The sequence below is a fragment of the Nostoc sp. LEGE 12447 genome, from assembly GCF_015206985.1.
Lineage (GTDB): Bacteria > Cyanobacteriota > Cyanobacteriia > Cyanobacteriales > Nostocaceae > Nostoc.
In genome coordinates this window covers 1-24664 of the sequence record NZ_JADEXT010000054.1, presented here as the reverse complement: position 1 = coordinate 24664, position 24664 = coordinate 1, and the positions used below count along the sequence as shown (strand labels likewise).

At 43.3% G+C, this 24664-nt stretch carries 29 protein-coding genes; 19 read left to right on the top strand and 10 right to left on the bottom strand.

Annotated features, from left to right (window positions below; translation table 11 throughout):
- The first annotated feature begins 24 nt into the window (after positions 1-24).
- Both IQ274_RS31620 and IQ274_RS31615 read left to right on the top strand, forming a co-directional pair.
- Positions 25-660: an AAA family ATPase gene (locus tag IQ274_RS31620; protein WP_190938018.1), complete on the top strand. Its 636-nt coding sequence runs from the start codon at positions 25-27 to the stop codon at positions 658-660.
- Positions 657-953 carry a hypothetical protein gene (locus IQ274_RS31615; RefSeq protein WP_194144614.1) on the top strand — a complete coding sequence of 99 codons (297 nt, stop codon included), beginning with the start codon at positions 657-659 and terminating at the stop codon, positions 951-953. Before IQ274_RS31620 ends, IQ274_RS31615 begins: the two co-directional genes overlap by 4 nt.
- Before the next feature lie 48 nt (positions 954-1001).
- Here the strand turns inward: IQ274_RS31615 and IQ274_RS31610 are convergent, their stop codons facing one another.
- From IQ274_RS31610 to IQ274_RS31595, 5 genes are all read right to left on the bottom strand, one after another.
- A complete protein-coding gene (locus tag IQ274_RS31610; protein ID WP_194144613.1) occupies positions 1002-1499 on the bottom strand; it encodes a hypothetical protein in 498 nt (165 codons plus the stop codon).
- Positions 1500-1887: 388 nt separating this feature from the next.
- Positions 1888-2070, bottom strand: coding sequence for a hypothetical protein (locus IQ274_RS36965; RefSeq protein WP_228058497.1), 183 nt, complete (start codon positions 2068-2070; stop codon positions 1888-1890).
- Positions 2057-2215, bottom strand: a complete 159-nt coding sequence (locus IQ274_RS36960) for a hypothetical protein (protein ID WP_228058496.1) — start codon at positions 2213-2215, stop codon at positions 2057-2059. The genes IQ274_RS36965 and IQ274_RS36960 overlap by 14 nt, the downstream gene beginning before the upstream one ends.
- A gap of 722 nt (positions 2216-2937) precedes the next feature.
- Entirely contained in the window at positions 2938-3402 is a 465-nt protein-coding gene (locus IQ274_RS31600) for a hypothetical protein (protein ID WP_194144612.1), read from the bottom strand.
- Complete coding sequence (locus IQ274_RS31595) at positions 3399-4667, bottom strand: ParM/StbA family protein (protein WP_194144611.1); 1269 nt, start codon at positions 4665-4667, stop codon at positions 3399-3401. Before IQ274_RS31595 ends, IQ274_RS31600 begins: the two co-directional genes overlap by 4 nt.
- A gap of 140 nt (positions 4668-4807) precedes the next feature.
- Between IQ274_RS31595 and IQ274_RS31590 the strand changes: the two genes are divergently transcribed.
- Complete coding sequence (locus tag IQ274_RS31590; RefSeq protein ID WP_194144610.1) at positions 4808-5086, top strand: hypothetical protein; 279 nt, start codon at positions 4808-4810, stop codon at positions 5084-5086.
- The gene (gene mobV / locus IQ274_RS31585) at positions 5074-6873 is read left to right on the top strand and encodes a MobV family relaxase (protein WP_194144609.1); all 1800 of its coding nucleotides are present in this window, start codon (positions 5074-5076) and stop codon (positions 6871-6873) included. The genes IQ274_RS31590 and mobV overlap by 13 nt, the downstream gene beginning before the upstream one ends.
- Before the next feature lie 277 nt (positions 6874-7150).
- Here the strand turns inward: mobV and IQ274_RS31580 are convergent, their stop codons facing one another.
- Positions 7151-7345 carry a hypothetical protein gene (locus IQ274_RS31580; RefSeq protein WP_194144608.1) on the bottom strand — a complete coding sequence of 65 codons (195 nt, stop codon included), beginning with the start codon at positions 7343-7345 and terminating at the stop codon, positions 7151-7153.
- A 395-nt stretch (positions 7346-7740) separates the two neighbouring features.
- On the opposite strand from IQ274_RS31580, the gene IQ274_RS31575 reads away from it, so the two are divergent.
- The 3 genes from IQ274_RS31575 (at position 7741) to IQ274_RS31565 (ending at position 10545) form a co-directional block, all read left to right on the top strand.
- The gene (locus tag IQ274_RS31575; protein WP_194144607.1) at positions 7741-7938 is read left to right on the top strand and encodes a hypothetical protein; all 198 of its coding nucleotides are present in this window, start codon (positions 7741-7743) and stop codon (positions 7936-7938) included.
- 340 nt (positions 7939-8278) lie between these two features.
- The gene (locus IQ274_RS31570) at positions 8279-8725 is read left to right on the top strand and encodes a hypothetical protein (protein WP_194144606.1); all 447 of its coding nucleotides are present in this window, start codon (positions 8279-8281) and stop codon (positions 8723-8725) included.
- Positions 8726-9330: 605 nt separating this feature from the next.
- On the top strand, positions 9331-10545 hold the full coding sequence (locus tag IQ274_RS31565) for a pentapeptide repeat-containing protein (protein WP_228058495.1): 1215 nt from the start codon (positions 9331-9333) through the stop codon (positions 10543-10545).
- Between the two features lie 164 nt (positions 10546-10709).
- Here IQ274_RS31565 and IQ274_RS31560 read toward each other — a convergent pair whose 3' ends face one another.
- The 4 genes from IQ274_RS31560 to IQ274_RS31545 all read right to left on the bottom strand — a co-directional run bounded on the left by IQ274_RS31560 (position 10710) and on the right by IQ274_RS31545 (position 15347).
- On the bottom strand, positions 10710-13700 hold the full coding sequence (locus IQ274_RS31560; RefSeq protein WP_194144604.1) for a DUF5906 domain-containing protein: 2991 nt from the start codon (positions 13698-13700) through the stop codon (positions 10710-10712).
- Complete coding sequence (locus IQ274_RS31555; protein WP_194144603.1) at positions 13700-13939, bottom strand: hypothetical protein; 240 nt, start codon at positions 13937-13939, stop codon at positions 13700-13702. Before IQ274_RS31555 ends, IQ274_RS31560 begins: the two co-directional genes overlap by 1 nt.
- Before the next feature lie 281 nt (positions 13940-14220).
- Entirely contained in the window at positions 14221-14943 is a 723-nt protein-coding gene (locus IQ274_RS31550) for a hypothetical protein (RefSeq protein WP_190884685.1), read from the bottom strand.
- Positions 14944-15167: 224 nt separating this feature from the next.
- Positions 15168-15347: a hypothetical protein gene (locus IQ274_RS31545; RefSeq protein WP_179076071.1), complete on the bottom strand. Its 180-nt coding sequence runs from the start codon at positions 15345-15347 to the stop codon at positions 15168-15170.
- Positions 15348-15586: 239 nt separating this feature from the next.
- Between IQ274_RS31545 and IQ274_RS31540 the strand changes: the two genes are divergently transcribed.
- The 12 genes from IQ274_RS31540 to IQ274_RS37585 form a co-directional block, all read left to right on the top strand.
- On the top strand, positions 15587-16702 hold the full coding sequence (locus IQ274_RS31540) for a ParM/StbA family protein (protein WP_194144602.1): 1116 nt from the start codon (positions 15587-15589) through the stop codon (positions 16700-16702).
- Between the two features lie 3 nt (positions 16703-16705).
- Positions 16706-16939, top strand: coding sequence for a hypothetical protein (locus IQ274_RS31535; protein WP_194144601.1), 234 nt, complete (start codon positions 16706-16708; stop codon positions 16937-16939).
- Positions 16936-17181 carry a hypothetical protein gene (locus tag IQ274_RS31530; RefSeq protein WP_194144600.1) on the top strand — a complete coding sequence of 82 codons (246 nt, stop codon included), beginning with the start codon at positions 16936-16938 and terminating at the stop codon, positions 17179-17181. The genes IQ274_RS31535 and IQ274_RS31530 overlap by 4 nt, the downstream gene beginning before the upstream one ends.
- Positions 17178-17414 carry a hypothetical protein gene (locus IQ274_RS31525; RefSeq protein WP_194144599.1) on the top strand — a complete coding sequence of 79 codons (237 nt, stop codon included), beginning with the start codon at positions 17178-17180 and terminating at the stop codon, positions 17412-17414. Before IQ274_RS31530 ends, IQ274_RS31525 begins: the two co-directional genes overlap by 4 nt.
- Before the next feature lie 10 nt (positions 17415-17424).
- On the top strand, positions 17425-17619 hold the full coding sequence (locus IQ274_RS31520; RefSeq protein ID WP_194144598.1) for a hypothetical protein: 195 nt from the start codon (positions 17425-17427) through the stop codon (positions 17617-17619).
- 92 nt (positions 17620-17711) lie between these two features.
- Positions 17712-18128, top strand: a complete 417-nt coding sequence (locus IQ274_RS31515; RefSeq protein ID WP_194144597.1) for a hypothetical protein — start codon at positions 17712-17714, stop codon at positions 18126-18128.
- Between the two features lie 12 nt (positions 18129-18140).
- On the top strand, positions 18141-18857 hold the full coding sequence (locus IQ274_RS31510) for a hypothetical protein (RefSeq protein WP_194144596.1): 717 nt from the start codon (positions 18141-18143) through the stop codon (positions 18855-18857).
- A 25-nt stretch (positions 18858-18882) separates the two neighbouring features.
- On the top strand, positions 18883-19431 hold the full coding sequence (locus IQ274_RS31505) for a hypothetical protein (RefSeq protein ID WP_194144595.1): 549 nt from the start codon (positions 18883-18885) through the stop codon (positions 19429-19431).
- On the top strand, positions 19428-21269 hold the full coding sequence (locus IQ274_RS31500) for a hypothetical protein (RefSeq protein WP_194144594.1): 1842 nt from the start codon (positions 19428-19430) through the stop codon (positions 21267-21269). The genes IQ274_RS31505 and IQ274_RS31500 overlap by 4 nt, the downstream gene beginning before the upstream one ends.
- 212 nt (positions 21270-21481) lie before the next feature.
- On the top strand, positions 21482-22153 hold the full coding sequence (locus tag IQ274_RS31495) for a response regulator (RefSeq protein ID WP_194144593.1): 672 nt from the start codon (positions 21482-21484) through the stop codon (positions 22151-22153).
- Between the two features lie 53 nt (positions 22154-22206).
- Positions 22207-22455, top strand: a complete 249-nt coding sequence (locus IQ274_RS31490) for a hypothetical protein (RefSeq protein WP_194144592.1) — start codon at positions 22207-22209, stop codon at positions 22453-22455.
- Between the two features lie 322 nt (positions 22456-22777).
- A partial coding sequence (locus IQ274_RS37585) for a pentapeptide repeat-containing protein (RefSeq protein WP_194144591.1) occupies positions 22778-24664 on the top strand: 1887 nt, incomplete at its 3' end.

Here is a 24664-nt window from a genome sequence, read left to right as displayed (position 1 = left end):
CAGTTAAGTAATTGAGTTAAGTAAATGCCCATTATTTCGTTTTGCAATCAGAAGGGAGGTTGCGGAAAAACAGTAGGGGCAGTTCATTTCGCATCTTGGCTGCACCGCAAGCGCAAGAAAATACACTTTGTTGATGCAGATCCGCAAAGCAGTGGAGCAACATGGATGTCCCTGCTGTCTAGTCAAATCCCGACATCGAAGATTACTGACGCTAACGAATTAATTGAAAAATTACCAGAGCTTGCCGAAGAATTTCAGTTTGTAGTTGTGGACGGTGCGCCAAATACCACAGAATCCACTAGAGCAATTTTGTGCTTGTCAGATGTTTCGGTAACTCCGGTTCAACCGACTGGACTGGATCTACATTCGGCTTCGGAAGCAATACGGTTAATCAAGTCGGCACAGAAAATATCGGGTGGGCTACCAAAGCCAGCAGTATTTCTCTCTCGCGCATCTAAAGGAACGAGGCTCAAAGAGGAGGCATTATCCCTACTTAGTAAAATTCCCGATGTTAAGTTGCTGAAAACTGTAATCCACAATAAGCAAGCAATTGCCGATTGTTTTACCCAGGAAGCAACTATCTGGGAAATGAAAGGAGCCAAAGATTCGGCTGAAGAATTTGAGCAATTGTGCAAAGAGATTTTTGGGTTACTGAAATGAATGCTAAACGAAAAAGGTTAGACGATAACGCCGATAAGTTCATTTTTGGTGATGACGAACCAGATAAAAAAACTACTGGTGTGGCTAAAAAACAAGAGTTGCAGTCAAGCGATTTATTAAGTAAATTAACTCAAGAATCTACACCAAGAGAAAGACCCATTCGAGTCAGTTTGGATCTATCTCCAGAAATGCACTCTAAACTGACTAACCTAGCTAACCGCACTGGCAGAAAAAAAGCTGAAATTCTCCGAGTCCTTCTAGAGCAAGCGTTTGAGGTAATTGACCTAGAGTAATCAGTTACTTAATTACTTAACTCAATTACTTAACTCAATTACTTATTGCTAGAGATTTGGGATTAATTCGGTGTCTTCATTGAGGTACTTAAGCAGAGTTTCAATTTGCTGAACAGAATAGACATTAATCGGAAGCATGGGAGTATCAGAACCAGCAAGGATAGCTATTACTCGATGAGTATTGTAGTCTATATTTTTGAGCTTTTGTATCAGGCGTAAGCCCAGAACTGGAGTATTACACCGGGATTTAATAAAAGTTTCAATGTCGGAGCGGAATGTAACTTCGACACCAACTCCACCGGAAAACTTTAGAGCTTCAGAGAAAATAATTCCTGGCTCAACTATAGTTTGAGCTTTTGTTAAGGCGATGAAAAAGGTGGATTTAAAATCATCAGGCATTCTATGCAGTTGACATTTTGTGGTTGTCAATGCTTCATCACTCACATATCCAAGGCTAATTTCTGAAGGTATGGGGCATTTTTCTAAATTAACTCGTGAACCGTAGACATCACCCAAAAGCTGTTTTCTGCGTTTAGCTTCTCCCATACTTCATCCCCTGTTACTACCATCAGTGTCTAACTAGAATACTAGCCAATGCTGCAAAGTCCAAAGCTAAAGCTTACGCTGTTACTGATTGAGAATGCAAAACTGCTCTCAAGTTTTTACAAGAGAGCAGTAGCAGCAAAGCGCGATAAATTTACATGGGGCTTCATAGATTCAATGCCCCGGTTACTGTATAGGTGGTTCGGTATGTAGGGATATACAGCTTACATGGTAGCAAGTTCCGAAAAAAATTCATGTTCTTTACAGAGAATTCATGAATTGCACCAGGGAGAAGCGGTCAACTTCATACCTCAAACTAAGCCTGTCCAGCCCCCAACAACCCCACACCAAAGACAATCCCAGTGAAGGAGTAGGGTTTTGTTGTATGTGGTCATGAAGAAACGCCAGCTTCAGCTACAGCAGCCCCTACCTCTGGTTTTACCTCCTTCGCTTTCTTTTCAAAAAGCTGAATTCCCGCGTCAATGATCTCAAACCCGTTTTCTGTTCGCACGCCAAGCTTTCCCGATACAGCCCCAGCCCAGTCTGCAAATTCTAAAGCGCTAGTTTCTGCCAAACGAGAAGCTTTTGGCGTTAACTTGAGCAGTGAAGACTATGCCGTTCTGATCAGTCAACTCGATTGCAACTTTCTTATTCTGAAGAGGTGTGGCTGTTGGTAATTCGCCACTAAATTTTATTGTCACTTCGCTTTTGGCTTCCATACCTTACCCCTGGCTCATCATCAATTAAAATTCTTCGCTCTTGATTTTATCTTGGATTAGGTTGACCAGAAGGTGCGCGATCGCTTGACTATCGTAGTTGATCACAAACAAATTGAACGTTGAGCATTCGGCTTGAACGAGAACCAAGACTCAACATTAAATCTACAAAAATTTACCCCGTTTTTGACCCCTTGTTAAGAATTCTTCCTAAAAGGCTAAAACGCCTATACCGTAATCCCTTCAGCCTTTGTAAATAAATCTTGTGAAAGATTACAATTGTGCTTTGATTTTGCTGTTTTGTGCATGACACCGAAAATCGCCAAAATTCCCGATTTTCACCAATTCTCACCAATTAAACTCAATATATTCCAATCCTACAGAACGCAAATTCAAATTCATCCCTGATTTTTTTACCTCTTCAACATCTTCCAGTCACCAAATTCTCATTAGCTTCATAGATCCCAATAAATCCCAAAAGTCACCCGATTTATCCCCATATTTGCCAACGAGTTTTAAACACGCTTTAGAACGCATAAACTTTGTAATCCATCTTTTTTTGACGCACAGTACGCCATATTTGGCGGAAAGTTTTTGAGAGTTAAAACCGAAAAAGAAAAAAATAGCCCTCAAAATTTAATACCAATAAACTACATAAGCACTACAAAAGCCGCCTCACAGTTAACAGCTACAACTGCGGCGGCTATTGTTCAGATATTGTTCGCTCAATCTCCTCCAAAAATCGCATCTAATTCTTGAGACGAAGCCTGACCTTGAACTATAGAAGCGGGTCTGATTGAATCAGCCGCTTCCCCTGAAAGCTCAGGCTCGGATAAAACATTACTCTTGTAACTTGGGGCATTGACCGCTACAACTGGTGCAGTCAACGCTGGCTGTGACACCACAAACTGCGGTTGTTCCACCGACAGTGCCAAACGCATATAACTACCGTGTTTATTCAAGGAGTCCTGCGCTTCCCAACAAGCAAAACGGATCTGCTCTGGCGTAAAATTACCGCTCGAATACCGCGCCACTGGCAAGAAAGCAGCCACCAAGATATCAGCCATCTTACGCTGTGCCTCATCCTTGGGCAACGAGTTCAAGTAATCAACCACCTCTGCTAAAACATCACCCTCATAAGGTTGAAGCCGCAAACTCAGAGACTTGCGTTTCTTTTTGCTTTGGTTCATTGACTTGTCTCCATCCCCAACAAATAATCAAACATCCCAAAGCAGTCCACCAGACGCGCTGACGTACTATACCTATACGTTTGTTCTGAATCTAAATTAAAAGTTTCTTGCACCTGAGTTATAAAACCGCTACCCCAAACCATTGGTATCATTGGCAATTTGTCGTCTTTGGGGATGTATTGACCAGTTCTCTCGTAAACACTGCTATACGTATCTATTTTCTTGAGTTGCCATGCACAATTAAAATACTTCTCCAACTCAACTTCTACATGGTAAGCAGCGCCCCCACCGATGATTACCTCGTTCAACGGTCTGGGTAATATTTTGTCCATCCACCGCAATAGATTATCCCAATATTGGGCTGTTGCCACTCTAATTGCATCAGCAATATGAGAAATTTCTTTTTGTCTTAAAGTGGGGTCTTTCGCACTTGCTAGGGCTTGTATTCGGTCAAAAGTTATCCAATCAGGGCGTGCCGAGCAATTACGGTCTTTGCTGTATACCTTATTAATAATCGTGTAGCGTGCATCAAATATTGCCGAAGATAAACGCTCTCGGTCTAAACCGCTCGTCATATCCAGCACGATATCCAACATATTGGCAAAGCCCAGCAGTGGACTATCCCCCAGCTTCAGTTGCCCCCGGTCAAAATAAAGTGCTGTCGTGTTCCTGTGACCGAACATCAATACCGCCAGTTGGGAAGTGCGTAACCAATCTACCCCCTGCTGTTTGATTCGCAGTGCTGCTAATCCCCCACCTTCAGGACGGCACAAGAAACGCTCTAAGTTCACCTTTAAATATTGTTTGCGTACCGTAAAATTAGCCAGCATCACCCGTAACTGTTCTTCAAAGCGGCGGCGATCGCTGTACTCATTCCACGGCAGAAGTAACGCCAACTCCAAGTGAATTTGTTTTTTCGCCGTCACCTTTACGTTGCTTAGTTCAACAATTAAACCAACAGCGCCCAGTACCTTCCACAAGGCATTCTCATATTTGAGTTCCTTAATCCGGTCAAGCGGATCAAAGTTAGCCGCGAACTCACCCAACACCACCACTCTGTTATTCCACTCAACCCACAGTTGTTGGTCTGGTGAAGGGCTACCAATCCAGCCCAAGCGTTCCATGAAAAAATTAAGTTTATCCTTAGTAATCTCTTCTATCGCTGGTGGCAGCAGAACATAATTTGGTTTAGTCTGGTCATCCACTTGATAAATTATCTTAGTTTGTGACCCGCCAACGTCCACGCTGAGGTAAATGTCAGTCATGCAAATAGCTGGTTAAAACGATGATTTAATTTTGGTGCAGATTTAGAGCAGATTGGCACTATCTAAGTGCAGATATTGCACCAATTTAGCACAATCTGGCACTCATGATTCCCCTCGGCTCATGACCCTAAATGCTGATTTTGGCTGACCAAATTGTGCCAAGTTGCGCGATATTTGTGCTGGGTTGCTCTAGATTTGTGCCAAGAGGTCGCTTTGCAGCAGGAGTGGGTGCTGTTGCCGCAGAATTTCGCTTCGGTGTACCATGTTGGTGGTGTACTCACTACACTTCCGCGCCCTGCGGGTGGGCTGCGCCCATCTTTCGCTTCGCTCAAGACGCAGAAGTTACGTTCGCCCCTGCGGGGAGTTTGTACCCCATTGGCACATTTGGAAAATCCGAAAAAAAACAATGGTGGCTTTAGCGATTCTGCGCGTTGAAAAACTCAAGTCTTTCGGCAACATTGGCGGCAGCGAGAAGCATACCGCACGTTTACAAGATACCCCAAATGCCGACACCACTAAAAAAAATATCCGGCTGATTGGCATGGAGGATGATTCACCGCTTGAAGTTTTGGTGAAAAACAAGATAGCCAACACAACTTTACACAAACCGCGCAAGGATGCCGTGCTGTGTAGCGACATTTTTCTTTCAGCATCCCCAGAATATTTTCGCCCCGATAATCCATCAAATGCGGGGGAATGGGATAATCCCCGAATGTTGGACTTTGTTAAGGCTTCCCGCAGTTGGCTAGTCAACAACTATGGTGATAAGTGCGTCAGGGCAGAATTGCATTTGGATGAAGCTACTCCCCACATTCATGCCTATGTTGTACCGATCAACGAGAAAACCAAGCAGTTAAGCCACAAAGAAATGTTTGGGGGTAATGGTCGCGCTGCCAGCATTAAGTTATCGAAACTCCAAGATAGCTATGCCGCTGCACTTGCTCCTTTGGGCATTGAACGAGGGGTCAAGGGCAGTAAAGCCACCCACACCAAAGTAAAGGAATATTACCAAGCTGTTAATAGTGAACCACTCACCGCAGTCTGGTCGAATAAGAAACTAGCTCCCCAACCGCTTGAATCCGCTACAAATTACGTTGCCCGGATTCAGAATGATGACCAATTCCACGCCATCAACCACCAACTGGCTGACCGGGCTTTCATGCAAGAGCGGCTAGAACGGGCAGAACAACGGGCAAGAGCCAGCGAGAAGGAACGACAACGGCTAGAAGAAATTGTACGAACGCTGGAGTTGAAGACCCAACAACTGCGCGACTTGGCTTTAGAGGATGTCGCTTGGGAACTGGGGCTAAATTATGAGCGTGAGCGGTGGCGGGGTCACGGACACATCATTAATATAGATGGCTCCAAATTCTACGACTTTGCCCCCGAACACTCCAAAGGCTCAGGTGGGGCAATTGACTTGGTGATGCACGTTAATCAGTGCAATTTTCGGCAGGCGGTTGTCTGGTTAGATGAGCGATTCGGTGAAGCTGGTGTAGAACGAGCAGCGATCGCTCACGTTAAGAACAGGGCGGCTGACATTATCCAGACTGAACCCCGTCCCCAATTCACCCCACCCGTTGAAGATAAAGCTAACTGGTCTGCCGTTGAACATTACCTCACTCAATTTCGGGGCATCCGCTCTGATTGTGTGCAAATGCTTCATAACCAGGGGCTAGTTTACGCTGATGACAAACAAAACGCTGTTTTTGTCATGCGGAATCTTGATGGTCAACGTAACGGTGCATTCTTACGAGGAACTAGGGGAGAGAACAACAGATTTCTTGGTTACTCTAAGGGTACTAAGCGCAGTGATAGCTGGTTTTACTTCCACTTGGGGGGCAAGGCTACCGATAAAACCTCAACAGCGATTCTGTGCAAGTCTCCCATCGATGCTATCTCAAGAGCCATGCTGGAATATCTAATCAGGGGCGATGTTCCACCCGAACGAACAGTCTATATGGCTATTGATGACATTAAGAGCTTACCACTTGAGCGATTGCAGAAAGTTCCTAATATACTGGTGGCGTTTGGTAACGATAAAAGCTCTGATGCGGCAGCACAGCGTGTATTAGAACTAATGCCACAGTCCCAAATCAAAAAATCTAAAGCCAGTGATTGGAATCAGCTGCTAAGAGATTATGGGCAGCAGTTAAGGCAACAGAATCAGCAACAGCAGGAGCAGGATGATGAATTGAGTCTTTGATAGTCAGCGTTCTAGTAGTGAACTGTACAGTCGCTTGATATTTTTTAATATTTACTTATCAGAATTTAACTCATGAGAATCTAACTCACGAGAAGGCACCTTCTGATAAGTAATTCCATCTCCGCAACTGCGATCGCACTTGTTAAAGATTTTTAATGTAGGGTTTATGGGTAGTCACAGTACTACCCAATTTTTATGTGCATATTGCTCTGAATTAAAAATTCACAAAAAAAAGAGCGCTTTAAACGCCCTTTGCAGTGTCTATTTACCCGTAATCTTATTCTTCAGCTTTTTTTTGTACTCGTTTCTGCTGGGAGTTCTCATTCTCTGTTTTATAGATGCTGGCAACCATGTAAGATGCGTTTCCAAACATTCCAATGTAGGCTTTATCAAGTACAGCTAAGTAACAAGATAGGATTAGCATAGAAACACTGATAACCGCAAAGCTTTTGCTGTCAGATAGCTTTCTCATGGATTCTCCTTAATGAAACAACAAATATGTCAATTGAGTACGAGTCAAGTGACTATATTTGAAATATGTTGTCAAAAAGCTTTGCAGTATATAAAAATATACCTTTTACTACGTGTATCAGTAATCGTAAAACTACTGAAAAATAATTTATATTAACTGTACTTAATAACTCTTATGAAAAAGAATAGGGTTAGTTTTGCAGAAAAAAGTTTGCTTGTAGAGAGCCGTCTGAATATAAGCGATTGCAGAACTTGAGGAACTAACAAAAGGGTAGGTAAAAGGGTCGCAGTGCCACCCTTTTACTTATGAAAATCTGACTATGAAAATCATGGTTCTCATAGTCAGATTTTCATAAATAAATTGGGAATACTAAAGTTACTAATCAGGGTGTCCTAATGAATAATTTTAATTTTGACAAATTAATAGGCAAAACGATAGAAGAGGCAAAAGAGCTAATAAAAGGCTTAAACTATGAATTAAGGGTACATCCTGTAGATGTTTGGACGGGTTTGAGAGCTACGACACAAAACGCTAACAAAGCAATTATAGTAATCCTAAAAGATGGGAAAATAGCTGCCTACAAAGTTATCTAAATCCGCACAGCCCCAAATTGGCTGTAACTCTTATACAGTAGAGTTATTAAACTACTTTCTCCCTGATTGATAGGTGGTTAAATTTTATGCAGATTCTCAACAATGACTGATGCCCGTGAAGCCTTACCCAGCATAGGTTAAGCGTGCATTAGATATGCAGATTTTCCTATGAAATAAAGCAAGAACGACTGCACTAGGCGATATAAGCTTGAGCTAATTTTTTATAAACTTCTGAAAACTGACATTTGTTTATCAAGTCTTTATTAATTTGTGATGCAATTACCGATGCTCTAGTAACCTTGCAAAGGTGAAGCTAAAAGCATCACAGATGTCAAAAAATATGCTCTTCAAAAAAATTGCAGCTTTCACTATAGTCACTGGATTATTAACAGCCGGAAGTGCAAATGCACAAGAAGTACCTCTCTGTTTTATCGAAAGTAGTCAAGGTGGCTTGATTGATCTAGGTGCAATGTGCGGTGTAAAGCCCACTACCCTTAAATCTCAAACAGTTTCCCAATCTCAACCACAAAAGAAATCACCTTCGCAAATAACACAAGAAGATTTAGGGGGATTTGCAGCTTTTTATGCAAATAAATACTGTGACTGGAGGGAAGCTGGCGGCAGAAGCCGTGAGGAATCTGAAAAAAATGCAAGTAACAAACTTATTGATCTGATTGTTACCCTCTACGGCATTGATGGAGCAGAACAAATTTCACCTCACTTAGATGTTAATTTTTATCAAACTGCCGACAAAATGATTGAACGGAAGTGTCCAAAAGATAAATAACTATTAACATCTGCCTCAGCCAACTACAAACGCTTCACATAAAATCGCATCTCGGTTGCCCTGCTCAGTGGTCACAGTCACAATTCCATTCTTGGGGTCATAGCTAACCATCTCACCTGCAAACTTGACTGACCCACTGAGCGATCACACCTTTGTTGTTCTAAACAGCAGCAAATGACTACAACCCTTACACAGTAGGGTTATTGAACTGGTTTAGTCCTAATTGTTACTTGGTTGCCTTTTGTGCAAATTTTCAACAATGACTGATACCTCTAAATCCTTACCCAGTAACACTTAGAGCTTGCATTAGATATGCAGATTTTCCTATAAAAGAATGCAAGAATAACTGCACTGGATAGATGCAACACGTAGTAGATAAGAATTACAGAAAGCCTTTTTGATTTACTAACTTGCCAAAAAATGATAGAGAAGCTTTTATGATTATTTTTATAATCTCTAAAAAAAGTTACTTTATGGGTGTTGATTCAAAGAAACTCTTTAAAAAATTCCAGCAGCAAGTAGACAGAGTAAAAAAAAATCCTAAAGTATGGGCTATTCCAGGTTCTATAGCACTAATAATATATGCCTCATCTTGTATAATTTCTTTGTCTAAGCCTGTTAATGTAAGTAAAAAACAAATACCAAAAGGTTGGGAAAACCTACGCGTAGGGTTAGAGCGCATTAGCAACGAAAATGACCCGCTACTTCGTGAAATCATATTGCAGGAGGAAGCAACAAGGTTTAAGAAACCAGTCAATGACTATCGTCAATTATTTGAAAGTTATAAAAAAAATAAGGCAGAATTCCTTCCTGCCTACCCTCAACATAGATGGTCAGTAATGGAATGGTGGCTTTGGTTTTTTAACGAAGTTACGCCAATCAAACGAAATGAATTATTAAAGAATAGTTTTCTAACTCTTATAGAGAAAGGTGTTTTAATAACTGGCGCTTTTGCATTTGTAAAATGGGTTATGGAAGCCCCACAGCGAAAAAGGCAAGAGCAATACCAAGCTTGGCAGATAATACATTTAGCTAAAGGTGAAGAGGTTAGCGGCGCAAGGAAGCAAGCCCTAGAAGACCTAAACAGACAAAAAGTATCTTTCGCAGGACTGTCATGTGAAAGAGCAGTTTTACAGGAAATTAACTTAGAGAAAGCCAACCTCTATCGTGCTAACCTCAAGAACGCTAACCTCAAAGGTGCTAACCTCAGTGATGCCATCCTCTGGAATAGTCACCTCAGTAATGCCGACCTCACCCGTGCCAACCTCAAAGGTGCTAACCTCATGGGTGCCAACCTCAATGATGCCAACCTCAATGATGCCAACCTCAGTGGTGCTAACCTCAACGGTGCCATCCTTTGGAATGCCTTGTTATGGAATACTAACTTCAACGGTGCTATCCTTTGGAATGCCCGCCTCACTAATGCCCAACTCTTTGTTGCCGACCTGAGCGGTGCTGACCTGAGCGATGCCGACCTGAGCGATGCTGACCTGAGTGGTGCTGACCTTAGTCATGCTAACCTCAGTCATGCTAACCTCAGTCGTGCTAACCTCAGTCATGCTAACCTCAGTCGTGCTAACCTCAGTCATGCTAACCTCAGTCATGCTAACCTCAGTTGTGCCAGTTTTCTAGAAGTAGAACAAGTCAAAGCTGCTAAATCTTGGAAAGAGGCTTTGTATAATGAGGACTTTCGCCAACTACTAGGTTTACCACCAGAACCAGAACTAGAACTAGAACCAGAACTAGAACCAGAAACCGCAAGTATTAATTATCACCAAATGGTTCAGCAGGAGATAGAGAGAGTAAGGAAGCTACCGTAAGCGGGATATTAGTAGCGACAGACGGCTAAGATTTTCTTATTACTGCAACTGGCATAAGCATTTACAAAAGTTAAAAATCAAGTTTGCGATCATGCCTAGAGAGACAACTAAAATTTTGCCTCATGTTCCCCGTTTACTTGCGCCAACTTATCCAACACTTATAATCAGCCAATTACAAACGCCTCACATAAAATCGCATCTCGGTTGCCCTGCTCAGTTGCCACAGTCACAATTCCGTTTCTGGGGTCGTAACTAACCATCTCACCAGAAAACTTGAATTTGACACCGAGCGATCGCACTTCAACTTGACAACCAACAAACCCTGCAACGTTGCCGCCTTCATTCTCAAACTGAAAGAGCGAGATTGGCTCATCCAGTAGTTCAACTTCCTCATCCTCTGGCTGACCCGACCCAGTTGCTAAGACTTCCGACCCAGTTACGACCCACTCACCGGGGCAAGAATCATTGCTGGGCAAGACTTCCGACCCACCCGACCCAGTTACGGGGGGATACTCCCTATTTTGCACTGGAGGAGAAGGCAATTGAATTTTCATATCTTCCTTTTCAGTGTTACTTTCTTGAAAGTTAGAAAAAGTGGGTCGGGTGGGTCGGGATGCTTGCTGTAGCTGGGTTTCTGGGTCGGCAACTGGGTCGTAACTGGGTCGGGTTTCGGTCAAACTGGGTCGGGTAACTTCGATAATTCCAATCCCTTTGAGTATAGGAATGTCTTTTTTCGCAACGTTGCAGTACCTAGTGCCTTTGACTGCCTTGGGGAAAAGTTGTAAAAATCTTGGGGAAACTTGGTTCGCTCCCTTAACATTCTTGTCGCTGGGTCGGGCTTGGTCTATCCATGTCCTACGGTTGCCGTCAGAGTCCATAGTTAATGTCCCGGACTGGATGTACCACTGCTCCAACCTCGACCACAGAGCGTTTACTGCTATTTCTCCACCTTCCACGTACCCTATGTTTGTGGATTCAATGAATTCAAAAAGATGATTGTTCTCTTTCTGAAGGTTGCGAAAAGCATCAGAAGTGCAACTATAATCTATGCCTTGTTCCATTAAATCCCTCAGCCCTTTTATCATTCGATTTAGAAATGCTGGGGCAACGTTAGATTTAATAAAATCCAGGTCATAAACAAATCGAGAATCAGCCTTTATTTCGTTTGGATTATTAGGGTCTGGGTTCTCGGTAAAAGTCTTTCTGAATTCCAAAACGGCAATTCTATCTTCAATTGCTTTCAATACACCCTGAATAGCTGGGGTTTCGTTCAAATTAAAAATACCTATTCCATTAGGGTTAAATTCTGTATGGTCTTTCCCCTTGCGTTCATAGTGTAATTTGTCCCCAGTGATGAAAAGCTTTAAACTTTGAATTCTATCAATTCTACAAGTTTGGGCATTTTCTGATGCCCAGTTAACCCGACTACCCATTAATGGATGTAAATTAAATTTTCTACCTTCATCGTATAGCTGGAAGTCAGTCAGGGGAACCGATGTAAAGGCTTTCTCTTCCCCATAAATAGCAGACAAACATCTACGTAAAGCATCTTTACCGTTAGAACCTAGCCCAACTGCTAATAATGCTCTTACCTGCCTACCCTTGAATTTTCTAACAGTTTCTAAGTCAAGTGATGCGGCTACAATCCTTATAAATATCTCTTGTTGTGGCTTATCCAAACATGATAATAATTGCTCACAATAGGTATCATCTGCGTCAGGGTCGTATGCAACTAATGGCTTATAAGTGTAATAATCCTCTGGTGTGTGTGGTTTTAGTTCAATAGTGAAATCTTTTTTATCCCAAAGAATTTTCAGGACTCCATTAGTACAGTTTGTTCCGGGAGGGTTAACTAATTCTGGGTCAATTCCTGTTCGTAGTTTCGCCCACTCAAGAACCTTTCCAACCCAATTTGGCGTTGCATAGGGATAAGTCTTTTTACCATTTGCATCTTCAATTGAGTAGGAATCGCAGAAATCAGTAATGCGTTTCTTTTCTTTGGAATCTGGAGATAATTTGTAGTAGCTTCCAGTGTGAAAATAAAGTTCGTCGTCAATAGTAATCCAGTGCTTATCTGTATATAAGGCATGAAAAGCTTGCTGGGTGAAGTTCGTCCCTACAGTCTCATCGCCCTGGACGCTGGACACACTAGCTTCTATTTCTTGCCGTTCCGCTACTGCTGCGTGAATCTGCTCCTCTAATTTGCGGATAAACTCTGGTACTTCCATCTGCCCCAAGATTTCTTTGATGTCACTTGACTTATATGGTAAATCGGGGCAGATGTCGTGAGGGTTAATTCCGATCAATGCGATTCCCACCTCTGCGGCGCACTCTTGGCAGGTCTGGAGTTTTTTCAGCCCAGTGTCATCGGCATCATGCAGAAAAACAATTAATCCTATGCCTGATTCCTTCAGGAGTTGATATTCTGGGGTGATGGTTTTTTTATCCCATCCACTGCCCTGAAACGTAATCCCAGCAAGACCATGTGACCGACCAACTTCTACGCATCCCTCACCTTCATGCTGGAGCAGTGCCGGGGTTCCCTGCATCAATTTACTAGCGGCGATCGCTTCATCAATGCGGTAAGCTTTCCAGGGTTCATCCCCTTTTCTCATCTCTGGAGTGCCATCTGGAAGCCTGTGCCATTGGCGGAAAGATTTATCTTTTCCCTTCTCTTTGATGTAATCCGCCCATTCATAGCGAATTACCCATTGGGTTTGTGAGTAAGGATAGATTGTTTGTGTTGCATTCCCTGGTATTCCCTTTGGTAGTTTGCAAGTTATGTTTTGAGTTTGGGGTATGTCAGTCGCCGCTTGGGTCAACATCACCAGTGCTAATTCACCATCTGGAATTGGCGCACTTTTGGGCAAGATTCTCTTGGGCTTCGCAGCCAAACGGTTTAGGGATGGAGTGTAATTAGCCCCTGCCCTTTCTGCCACCACTTCAGCCCAAGGTTTAATCGCCTCTCTGATGTCCTTACACTCACAATTATTGAAGCATCTGTACTTCCCGGTTTCTGGGACAATAGATAAGTCATTCCCGCCACAAACTGGGCAGATGTATTTATTTTTCTCTCTGGCTGGTTCTAACTGGTCTACAAAATTGCGAATATCAAAGGAGGCGAGTGCTTGTTGATTGGAGAATTGTGCAACCATTACGCGATACCTCCTTGAACATTATTTAATTTTTGACAATTGCTTAATACATAAGTTGGCCATTGTTTCGGTTGAGCCAGTGCATAGTTAGGCTGATGAAAGCGATCGCGATCGCAGACTGTAAAAGACAAGATTGAGTAGCACCAGTCTGGTTTACCGCAGTGGGGGCAAGCGTTAGCAATAGTTGCGAATAGCAGCTTGCTGGTAGTATCAGTATGAAATAGCTGTTTTTTTGACACTTTACAAATCCTCCAGTATGTGTATGTAGTGGAGGAATTGGAGCTATCCCGTGGCAGTAATTTTCTAGTACAAACGTTCAAAAATCAGGCTTTGCTAAAATTCTTGAAACACTCTTTACATCTGGTGAGCCAGTATTACATTGGCTTTACACCTGATCGTGTAAGATAAAATTACTATTAGGGATACTAATTAGGCTGCGAAACCCAATCCCCAATTCCAATGGAATTAATTTTGAAAGCCCCGTTGTCCACACTGGACGAAGGGGTTTTCAACTTTTAGCCTATTTGTATTGGGCTAACCAAGCCCTAACAAACTCGATTACTTCCCCCTCTTGAATCACAAACATAGTACCTTTTCTCCTAAGAGCCAGAATTCTCATACTTCCCACGGACGAATATAAATGTTCATTGAGATTTGAAGCCGCTCTAGTAGGAGGCCATAGGGCTAAAACTTTTGCTGTTGGCGTTTTTGTAGCTTCACGAGAAGACATTGCGAACAAGTCTCTGTTTTTGTTAAGCCACTTTTCGTAATCAGCCAACTCAAGTAGTGGACAAGGTTTCCAGGTTGTCAAACCATTCTTATCCTTCTTTCTGAGTTGTAAAGCTTCCCTGGCTTCGTTGTAGACTACCTCCCTATCTCCTATCGAACGAATGGAGATAAACAGGTGAGTTGTTCGTGGAAATCTAATAAACAAGTCAATAGGGTTTTTCTCTCCTCCCGGAAATGGAAAGATTTCTATCCCCTGGCTTTTAAACTCTTGTAAAAGTAGGTCGGTTAATTTTTCCAACCGTGCAAGTTTTTGAATGATCACCAACGGTTTGTAAGCCAATGCAAAAGCAGCCCAGGCAGCCGGATTAATGAAGCTGCCAGATACCAGCGCAGTACCACCAACTGCTAGAGCAACAGTGGAGTAGTAATTTTTCGTCTCCCTAATCCACTTTAATGCTGCTTCGTTATGCAGGGGGAGTTGAAAATCGCTTTGTGGGTCTTTCACGGCTAACATTGGCAGCATCAAAATTAATTATGTGAAATTAATACGGGCTGTACTGATACTAATGCTTGACACTGCATTTCTGAACTAATAGCCATTTATTAGACTCTTTATCCAGTGCAGGCAGTATCAAACGTTTTATATAGTCATCGTCATACTGGTTTGTTTTGATTAGTCTGTTTATGTTCTGCGATCGCTTTTCAGCTTCACAGCGATTTTAGCGCAATGTTGCAACATCAAGTTAGTGAGACACCTCTTTTACTCAGATACTCTTTAATTGCTTCTTCAACCGCGTCTGTAATCTGAATTTCCTGATCCGTGCAGTAGAGGCGAAACTTTTTAGCTATATCTTTTGATATTAAAGCGGTTATTTGTGAATAGTCTGGATTATTACGTCTCCCCATGCCATTACTCATAAGATTTATTGCTTCATTTTACTGTTGCAATAACAAAACATCATTTAACACGCTGTTGCAACAGCGCAATATTGCGTTAGCATAACATTAGCAAGCCAAAAAACGACGCAGAACAGAGGTGATAGAAGCCGGAAAGCGAAGTGATGGCAAGCCCCTAACTGGATATCTGGATTTGTCTAGATTTGACTAAAAATCAACGCCAAGCCAGAAAAAACAAGACTTTAACAATCATCTGAACCATGACAGCTATATATTCCAATGCCAAAAATTGGCTCGTTCAAGCAGACTTGTTAGCCAAATCTGGGCTAACTGACCTTATCGCCGGAAAAGATTCAGGTGCAGGGTACGGCAAGGCAATCATCGGTGATTTTTCGATCATGATGCCAGCCGTATACTCACTTGTTCGCAACCGCAATATCATGCACCACGAAACCATCTCAAAAGATGGCTGCTGGGTGCGGTATGTAGAAGGTTCTCGCCTGGACTTAAAAGATGTTCAATTCTTTTGGGGCAGTGCAGCGATCGCTCAAAGTGACCACACCCTGTTACACGAGGACAAAGCGAAAAAAGCAGAACTGGCACTAGAAAGCATCCTTGCAGACTTATCAGTTCTGAATATTCCCGATAGGGTCAAACTTTCGATTAGTTTGAGCAACCACAACCCCGAACGCTGGGGCCAAGAGATTAAACGCCGAGTCGAAGGGACTCACACCTTTGAACATCTGCACCCTGTAACCCGTTCCATTGTTACCAAGACAGTTGAAATCATAGTCACAGGCATTTATCCCGAAGGATTCGGAAGCATCGCTCACTGCTTATTTGGTGAAGCATCCCTGGTACTTGACCCCTCAGAATTAGCGATCGCACTCGATATCGGTTCATCAACTTGGCTTGTAACCGTGTTCAACGGTAGCGGTGCAGTCATAGACCGTCACCTGATTGAAGGTGGAGCAGGTGAACTGCACAGCATGATTGCAGAAGCTCTCGACAAGCGAAACGACCGAGTAAGTCTGCTGTCCAAGGATGTAAAGCACTCGCCCAGCTTGGTGAACCAGGGAATTATCGAAGCCACTTTCACATACGGCGGCAACCACCTCACGGGCAAGAAGTTTGAAACCGAGTACAGCCAGTGTCTAGATGAGTGGTGGAGTAACAGGATTGAGAAATTCGCCAACTTTGTGACTGCTGGCAATTATCTAGACCGCGCTAAATACCTTGTCGCCTGGGGTGGGGGTGTTTCGCTGCCAGTGGTGGATCAAAACTTAGCCGGTTTAGGCTTTGTGGTCTTGAACAATCCCCAATTTATCAATGCCTTGGGGTTGAAACTATTAACTCAAATATCAAAGGTAGCCTAATCAATGAATTACGAATCTCGGCGTATAACCATCTCCTACCTAGCAGTAATTGAATTGTGCAAGATTTTTGATTTACCCCAAGATGCACCGACACAGGCATTATCAGCAGGTGTAGAGAAGCTGATTTTTCAACACGGCAATGTGCAAGCATCACCAAAACCCGAAACAGTGCAATCTACACAGCCCAATAAATCAGCACTTAGCGCAATGGTCACTAATTTCAAGGGGGCAGCATGACCAAATCCAGATTTAGAAACACGGTTTTAGGCATTGGAGCAACAGCAGCAGCGTTAGCCCTTGGCTATTTCGGAGTCCAGCAGTTTGGCAGAAACAATATGTTCACCATTGCCGCAGCTATCGGGGGTGGAGGTGCAATCAGCTATGTACTGCAAAAGCCTGCTCAACCAAAAGCCCCAAGCACTGACCCAGAACCCCAACCCACACCAGTTAAAACCCAAAGGAGGAGAAACAAGTCATGAGCCACCAAGACACCCAAAAGACACAACCATCGCTAACAACAACCGAAATCATGACCATTATCCTGGGTTGCGAACAGATTCTTAGGTTTGTGCAAGCATCTCCAAATTACAAGCAAATTGAAGCCTCCGAAAAGTTCAGTACATCGAATGACTTAAAGATAGGTGATGCTGTCCAAGCCTTGATGGAGATTCACGAAGCAATCCTAAATATCGAGTTCTATTCCCAAGTTTAGGGACAAGCTTATGCTTTCAACGACAGCCTTACAGCGTAATCATCTGTACCAATTCCGTGGTCAACAACTGCGCTACAGCCACCAGTCTAATTGTCGAGTCAATGCACCTTTCATTTTCAATGACTCGAAAGGCAGAAGAAAAGAACTAAGCCAAAACCAAGTGCAGAGAGAGGTTTTTGAACTTGTTGAATTTCGTGAGAACTGATGATGAAGCGATTGCCCTGACCGAGCAAAGTAAGTGCAATCGCCCCACTCGAAAGTGCATCAAGTACACATCGTTACAAGGATTTTAGCAGCATGGCACTCGATTATAGAAATCCCAACGATTGGGGACGCTGTTCTTTCACTGATAATGCTTTGAAACTCCAGCAATTTAAGGCTCTTAACCCAACAGCTACGAAGCGCGAAATAAATAGTTTTCTTTGCAGCCTTTACTTACCCCTCACAGGAACGGAATTCTTAGCAACTCATGAAACCATTGATGAGCATCCATACTCTGCTGCATTTGGTCAATTTTTGGGCAATGGGATTGACGCGGACATTGCAAATATCTTGGCGTTTGGTGAGAACAGATTTGATTTAATCTCTGAAGATTTTGACGACCCCTTAAGGCAACTGGCAACGAGAATTTATAGCCGATTTGAAGAGATGGGTTACTGGGATAAGTTGCCCCAATCATCCAGCAATATCGACTATGACTACATCCCTTATTAGGAGAATAACGCAATGGACTTTGCAATACGTAATCCGGTAGTTGGTCATAGTTCACACATTGATGAAAAAGCACAAGCATGGGGAGGATTTGAGTCTGATATTCTGGGCTATCTTTCGGATATAAATAAGCTCGAACAGTTTGCCGACTATGCGAATAATGCCCAAGAATTATCTGACAGATTAGAGCCATTTTTGGACAACGCCAAGGTGGTCTTTGAGGCGATGGAGAAGCTAACAAAAGGTCAGGTAACTTGGACTGAACTTCGTAAACAATACGGCTCTCATGTTGCGGGTGCAATTGGTAAAATCCGTAAACTTAACGCTGAATTTGACTCAGAGTTGAGTAAAATAGATGCCCAAGATAGAGCCGACTTGTTGCGAATTGACCAGAAACGTAAACACGCTTTAACTGAAGTTGCAGCCCAATTGCATCAAGATTTACAAGCTGAACTTTGGCGGCATGAAAACAAAATCAGCAGCATAGAAAATAAGCAAGTTGTGCAAGCTGAAAGGCAAGCAATTACTACAGGATTAAGAGAGAAACGCCAACAACTTTTAGCCCGTGCGAGGTATGGGTCACGGGCGCTGGAGCCAAATCAAACACCCCAAGAAGTGATACCAGTTACTAGCCAAACTTCTGCACCAGCATCAAGTGTTTCCGCAACAGGAACAGTTCGCGGTTGGGGTGCGATGTTAGGTAACTTGTGGCAGAAGTTAGGCGACCGATAACTATTAGTTGAAAGGACACAGGCTGATGCTAGTAAGGAAACGAAATGAAGATCCTCATAGCGTCAGCCCTTTTTTGCATGAAGGGCTGGCACAGAAATCACAACAACAACATCAGCATCAACAACCAGAACAGCCACAACCATTACCAGAAAATAACCGAGGTCGGACATTTAGACGTGCTGGTAATGCCTGTGAGATTGTCGCTGGCAGTTGCTTAAATTCGGCAGTGATTTTCACCTTTCACCTATTGCAAGTTCACCCAGTTGGAATGTTCTTAGCTGTGGGGACTGCACACCTGTATTTTACTGCCACTGCAACAGGTGAAGGGTTCAATAATTTCGTCACTAATTTAATGACTGGTTGCAGTGCATCACTGGCGTTATTGTGTGCGCTTTCCGACCCGTTGGGTGAGTGGAATGAAGCGAGAACTTCTACTATTACTGCTAATACTTCAATTGAGTCGGTTTATAAGCCAAAAACTGCTGAATCTTCAAGTTGGATGGATGGTGCAGGAGTGGGCATATTTCTAGCGATATTAATGTTTTTTCTATTTGGTGGTAAAAGAGGTAAATGAATTATTTAACCGACAAACATAAACAGTTATCCGAGTCGCAACAATCGGGTTTGATGAAGTGGTTCGGACAGTTGCCGATGGACAAGAAAGCTGTCGCAATTGGGCTTAGTTTAACTGTGGGAATTAGCTCGGCGGCGATGGCGTGGCAGGGAACAAGTAGCGACAGAATTTATTTCTGTGTCAAAACTCCAAAGAAAACATTGGTGTGTCAGGACAAGAATAACAGACCATTTCGCATGACCCCCTTTTATTGGTCACAGTGGAAGCTAGAAGGAATGCCCACTCAGATTGTGCGTAACCCAGTTATGGGGGTAAACGGACTGGTGAAAGCGACTAACCCATACAAACCGTTTTGGGCGTTTGGGGGATTCCTGGGGTTTGCTCTTGCGGGGTGGATGCTCCGCCATTGTCAAGATGAGGAGAAGCAGAGAGCAGTTTTTGAAGACATCGCCCAAAAACGGGATGCAGCAAAGGCAGAGATGGCCGCACGTTCCGAGCTACTAGAGAGTTACCGAGACGTTGCGATCGCAGAAGTTCAACTACAAGCTGACTTGGATCTAATCGCCAACGATCGCACTGTTGATATCCAAAAAGCCGAGATTTACGCCCACACGGAAATTGAAGTTACCCAAATGGAGGCAACTGATGCCATTTTTGAGGCGCAGACGGCTGGGATGACCGAGCAACAGAAGGCAGATTACATTAAGCAACTGCGAGAGATGAAAACGCCCTATTTGCAAGGGAGTCAGACTTTACAAGGGACGATTGACCCCAACGACAAGGTTACTGGGGCAGACAACCAAGCAATCGCTCCTGGTGACAAATATCGCTGGATCAACAACACCATCGGCTACCCCACTTTGATATTTGGTGGTATGGGTGCGGGTAAGTCGTGGACTACTAGAGAGATTATTTGGAAGAAAGTACAAGCCGGATGGAACATCGTAGCGCTTGACCCGCACGGCACTATTGTCGAATGGCGAGGTGTGCGGCTGATTACCGGCTACAAAGAAATAGCCGAATTCATGCAATGGTACATGGATGAAATGCGCCAGCGCTATGAAGATTACCGCAAGAGCGGCATGACTGAAGAACAATGGACGGAGAACCTAAGAGCATCGGGCAAGATGCTATCAGTTATCTGTGAAGAATTTACGACATGGACAGATAACATTGTTGAGCCAATGCCAGACGATTGTGAGGATGAAAAATGGAAGCCCGACCCTGATTTTATTGGTAAATGGTTTCGCTGTGCCATGACAGAATCTCGTAAACAATTAATGATTCCTTTGTTCGTAGCTCACGACCGCACAATGGAAATCTTAGCTAAAGCCAAAGGGTTATCAAAACTTCGGGATGCGGCACTGTTAGAAGTAGAACTAATCGCAACTATTGACCCAATCACGACAGAAGCTAAAGCTAGCGGTCAGGGCAAGATTAAGCTACCTGGGCATGGGCAATGGATTGATATTGAACTGCCCAAGTTAGACCAGAAGCGAATTGATTTTAGGCTTGATAGACCTGTGACCAGTAATGAACCGCCAACCATCGATAAAGCTACTTTAGAGCGCATTTATGAACTGGAATTCAATCTTGGTAACAAAGCAGGTGACACCCAAGATGAACCTAATAAATTATCACCAATGGCGCAAAAGCTGTATGAATATCTCACCAGAACTGAGCGAATAGAAGCTGATGTAAGAGAGTTCAAGGGCAACTTTAAAGTGAACGGTGAGAGATTCACTGTAGAGCAAATCAAGGGCTGGATGTATGAAATTGTGGGGACAGGATTGGCGGACTGGATAGCCGAGGGTGTTATCAAGCTTAATCAAATTTGACTGCCATCGGTGTCTAGTGTCTCGCCCCAAAAACGCCCTTTTTTCGCGGACACTGGACACCGGACACCACAGACACCAAAGCTCAAAACCCTTATACAGCAAAGACACCGCCAGACACGACCCAGACACCAAGTGTCTAGTACGTGTCTGCTAGACACCAATAAGAAATAACCGAATAAACAGCCATTTATTATTAGAGGATTAATCAAATCATGCTGAAAATAGTAATTGTTGAACCAGAAACATTCACACTCTTGGGCATCAAAGGTGCTATTGAACAATCTCCAGATATAGAAGTTACTGGTGATGCCACCAGTGGAAAGCTGGGTTTTCAGTTAATTGAACAGACCAACCCTGATGTTGTGTTAGTTGATTTACTCTTACCCGACATGAGTGGTTTAGAACTGACTAGCTCAATCAAAAGGAAAACTAATAGTAAAGTGGTGATTTTTACTAATCAGACTCATTCCGACTTTATTAAGTCAGCTTTTCGTCATGGGGCTGATTCTTATATGCTCAAAAGTGCTGATATAGAATTGATTGAACTAGCCATCAAAAGAGCTTACTCTGATGAATGCCTGCTTGACCCGAAGCTGGCTAAAAAACTGTTAAAAAGCCTTGATAAAAATAGATATATTGACCCCAACTCCGTTGACAAAAACTTGCTTGACTCTCCCACCGAACGACAAATACAAGTCCTGCGTTTACTGGCTCAGGGTTTAGGTTTTGAACAGATTGCCAAAGAAATGTTTCTCTCTGTTAGTACAGTCAAACATTACGCCAGCGATTTGTACAGTAAATGGCACGTCAAGAACAGTTATGAGGCGATAAAAAGAGGGGCGATGCTTGGTTATATAGACTATAACTTGATTGTGAATGAATGATGTATTGGTGAGGATAGCGAAAGGATTAAGTTGGATATTGGTGGGGTTTATTTTTGTACAAAATCTCTATATCCCTAACTAGCCCAATCGTTGCTGCAACACGCCCAGAGCGCACTTCCCGAACATCGGCAGTCATTATTGAGATACAGCCCAACTTTAAAGCCAAGGCTCAACGGTTCAGTTCGGAGGAATTGAAGCGATTGTTTAACGAGTTAGTTGAAAACAGTCTGGCCATCTGGCTAGATGCTACGACTATCGAAATCACTGAAAATCAGACAGACGGACAGAACGGACAGGATTAGACAGAATCCTTATGCAGCAATGGACAGACAAGACAGACATCTAGACAAAGTTAAGACAGTAGACATTAGCCCTCGGTTCATCACCGGGGTTTTCTGTTGGTGGCTTGAGCCAGACTGCTGAAGAAGGCTCTCTTCCCCCAATCTCTCGTCTACCTCTTGCCGAAAGTCCGCGTTCGCTCCCGTCGTAGCCAAGTGTTTATAACTTGCAATTTCCGAGTGAATTTTGACGCTAGAAATAGAAAATCAACTTAAAGCATTAAAATTCTGGAATTGTTCATAATATATCTGTATCCAAAAAGAAATTTGTATACAGTACGCAGCCATGCCCCAGGACTTGTCCGGTCATAATCTCAGAGGTCGTTCTTTCAAAGGTCAAAATCTTGAGGGTGCAAACTTTAGCTATGCGGATATTCGTAGCGCAGATTTTACAGGAGCGAATCTGAGGAACGCAAACTTTAGTCATGCTACTGCTGGGTTGCAAAAGCGTTGGGCTATTTTTTTAGTCTGTGTTTCGTGGTTGCTGTCTGGAGTTTCTGGATTTTTCTCAGTTTTGGTTGAAGTGATAGTGGCTTTTACATTTAACAGTTCAAGATTTAACAGTTCAAGTCTAGAAGATAAGGTTATGGTCTGGACTGCCTTAATAGTAGTCATTCTTGTCTTTTTAATCATCCTTCGCCAAGGATTTAACTCAGCCGGAGCCGGAACCTTCGCCGTAGCCGGAGCCGGAACCGGAGCCTTCGCCGTAGCCGAAGCCTTCGGCATAGCCGGAGCCGGAACCTTCGCCGTAGCCGGAGCCGGAATCTTCGCCGGAACCGTAGCCTTCGCCGTAGCCTTCGCCGTAGCCTTCGCCGTAGCCGGAGCCGGAATCTTCGCCGGAACCTTCGCCGTAGCCGGAGCCTTCGCCGTAGCCTTCACCGGAGCCAGAGCCGGAGCCGGAGCCTTCGCCGTAGCCGGAGCCTTACTTAGTGCTTACATGGCTTGGAGAACAATGAAGGGAGATAAGAAATACTCTTTGATTCGGAACATTACTGTTGCTTTTGTAGCTTTCGGTGGTACAAGCTTTCGCAATGCCAACTTAACTGATGCCAATTTCACAGCCGCCACACTTAAAAGTACAGATTTAAGAAAAGCTAACTTGACTCGTACCTGCTTCAGCAAAACTAAGAAACTTGACCTTGTTCGCCCTGGAACAACTTACCTGCAAAAAACACAATTGCGTCAAGTTTTAGTGACAGGACAAGGACAAGACAAGAATTTTGACCGTGACGACTTGCGAGGAGTAAATTTTCAAGGAGCCAATTTAGTAGATGCCAGCTTTATTGGTGCAGACTTGAGCCAAGCGAATTTAAAAGATGCAGATTTATCCAGAGCGAAGCTAGTACAGGCACAACTTAATGGAACTGATTTAACAGGCGCTACTCTCACCGGGACATACATTCAAGACTGGGGCATTACCACCGACACCAAATTTGATGGGGTGCGGTGTGAATACGTTTATATGCGACTCCCTACAAAAGAGAACCCTGATCCACTTCGTAAACCTGATAACAATAAAGAAGTGTTCGCAGATGGGGAGTTCGGTGATTTCATTAAACCAATTTTTGACACCCTCGACCTGTACCATAACCAAGGGGTTGACCCAAGAGCGATCGCAATTTCCTTTAAACAATTAGCAGAGAATCACCCTGATGCTGAATTAGAAATTGTGGCAATGGAGAAACGGGGACAAAATAAGTTTCTGCTTCGTGCAAAAACCGCATCTACGGCTGATAAGTCTGAATTGAGTAAAGAATATTTTGATACTTATAATCAGCTAAAAGCTTTGGCAGAGCAAGAAGTCCAAAAGTTAATAGCTGAGAAAGATAACATAATTACCGATTTGAAAAATATGGTGGTAACAGCACTATACCGCCCTAGTATTTATTCAAATACTCAAATACAAGAGGTAGGAAGTATGACAAACAACCCCGGTGGATTTTCAGTTGGTGGTTCTGTAGGCGGCAACGTCAACAACGTTCAAGGTGATAACAACCGCGCAGTGCAAGGGGACAATAATCAGGCTGTCCTGGGTGATGGGAATCAAGTAACGCAACAAAATCAAGTTGGTGCAGATGCCACTGAATCGCTCACTAAAGAGGATGTTGTCAAGTTACTGGCACAATTAGAAGCTTTAATTCAAGGCGCAGAACTCCCAGCCGACACTAAAGAA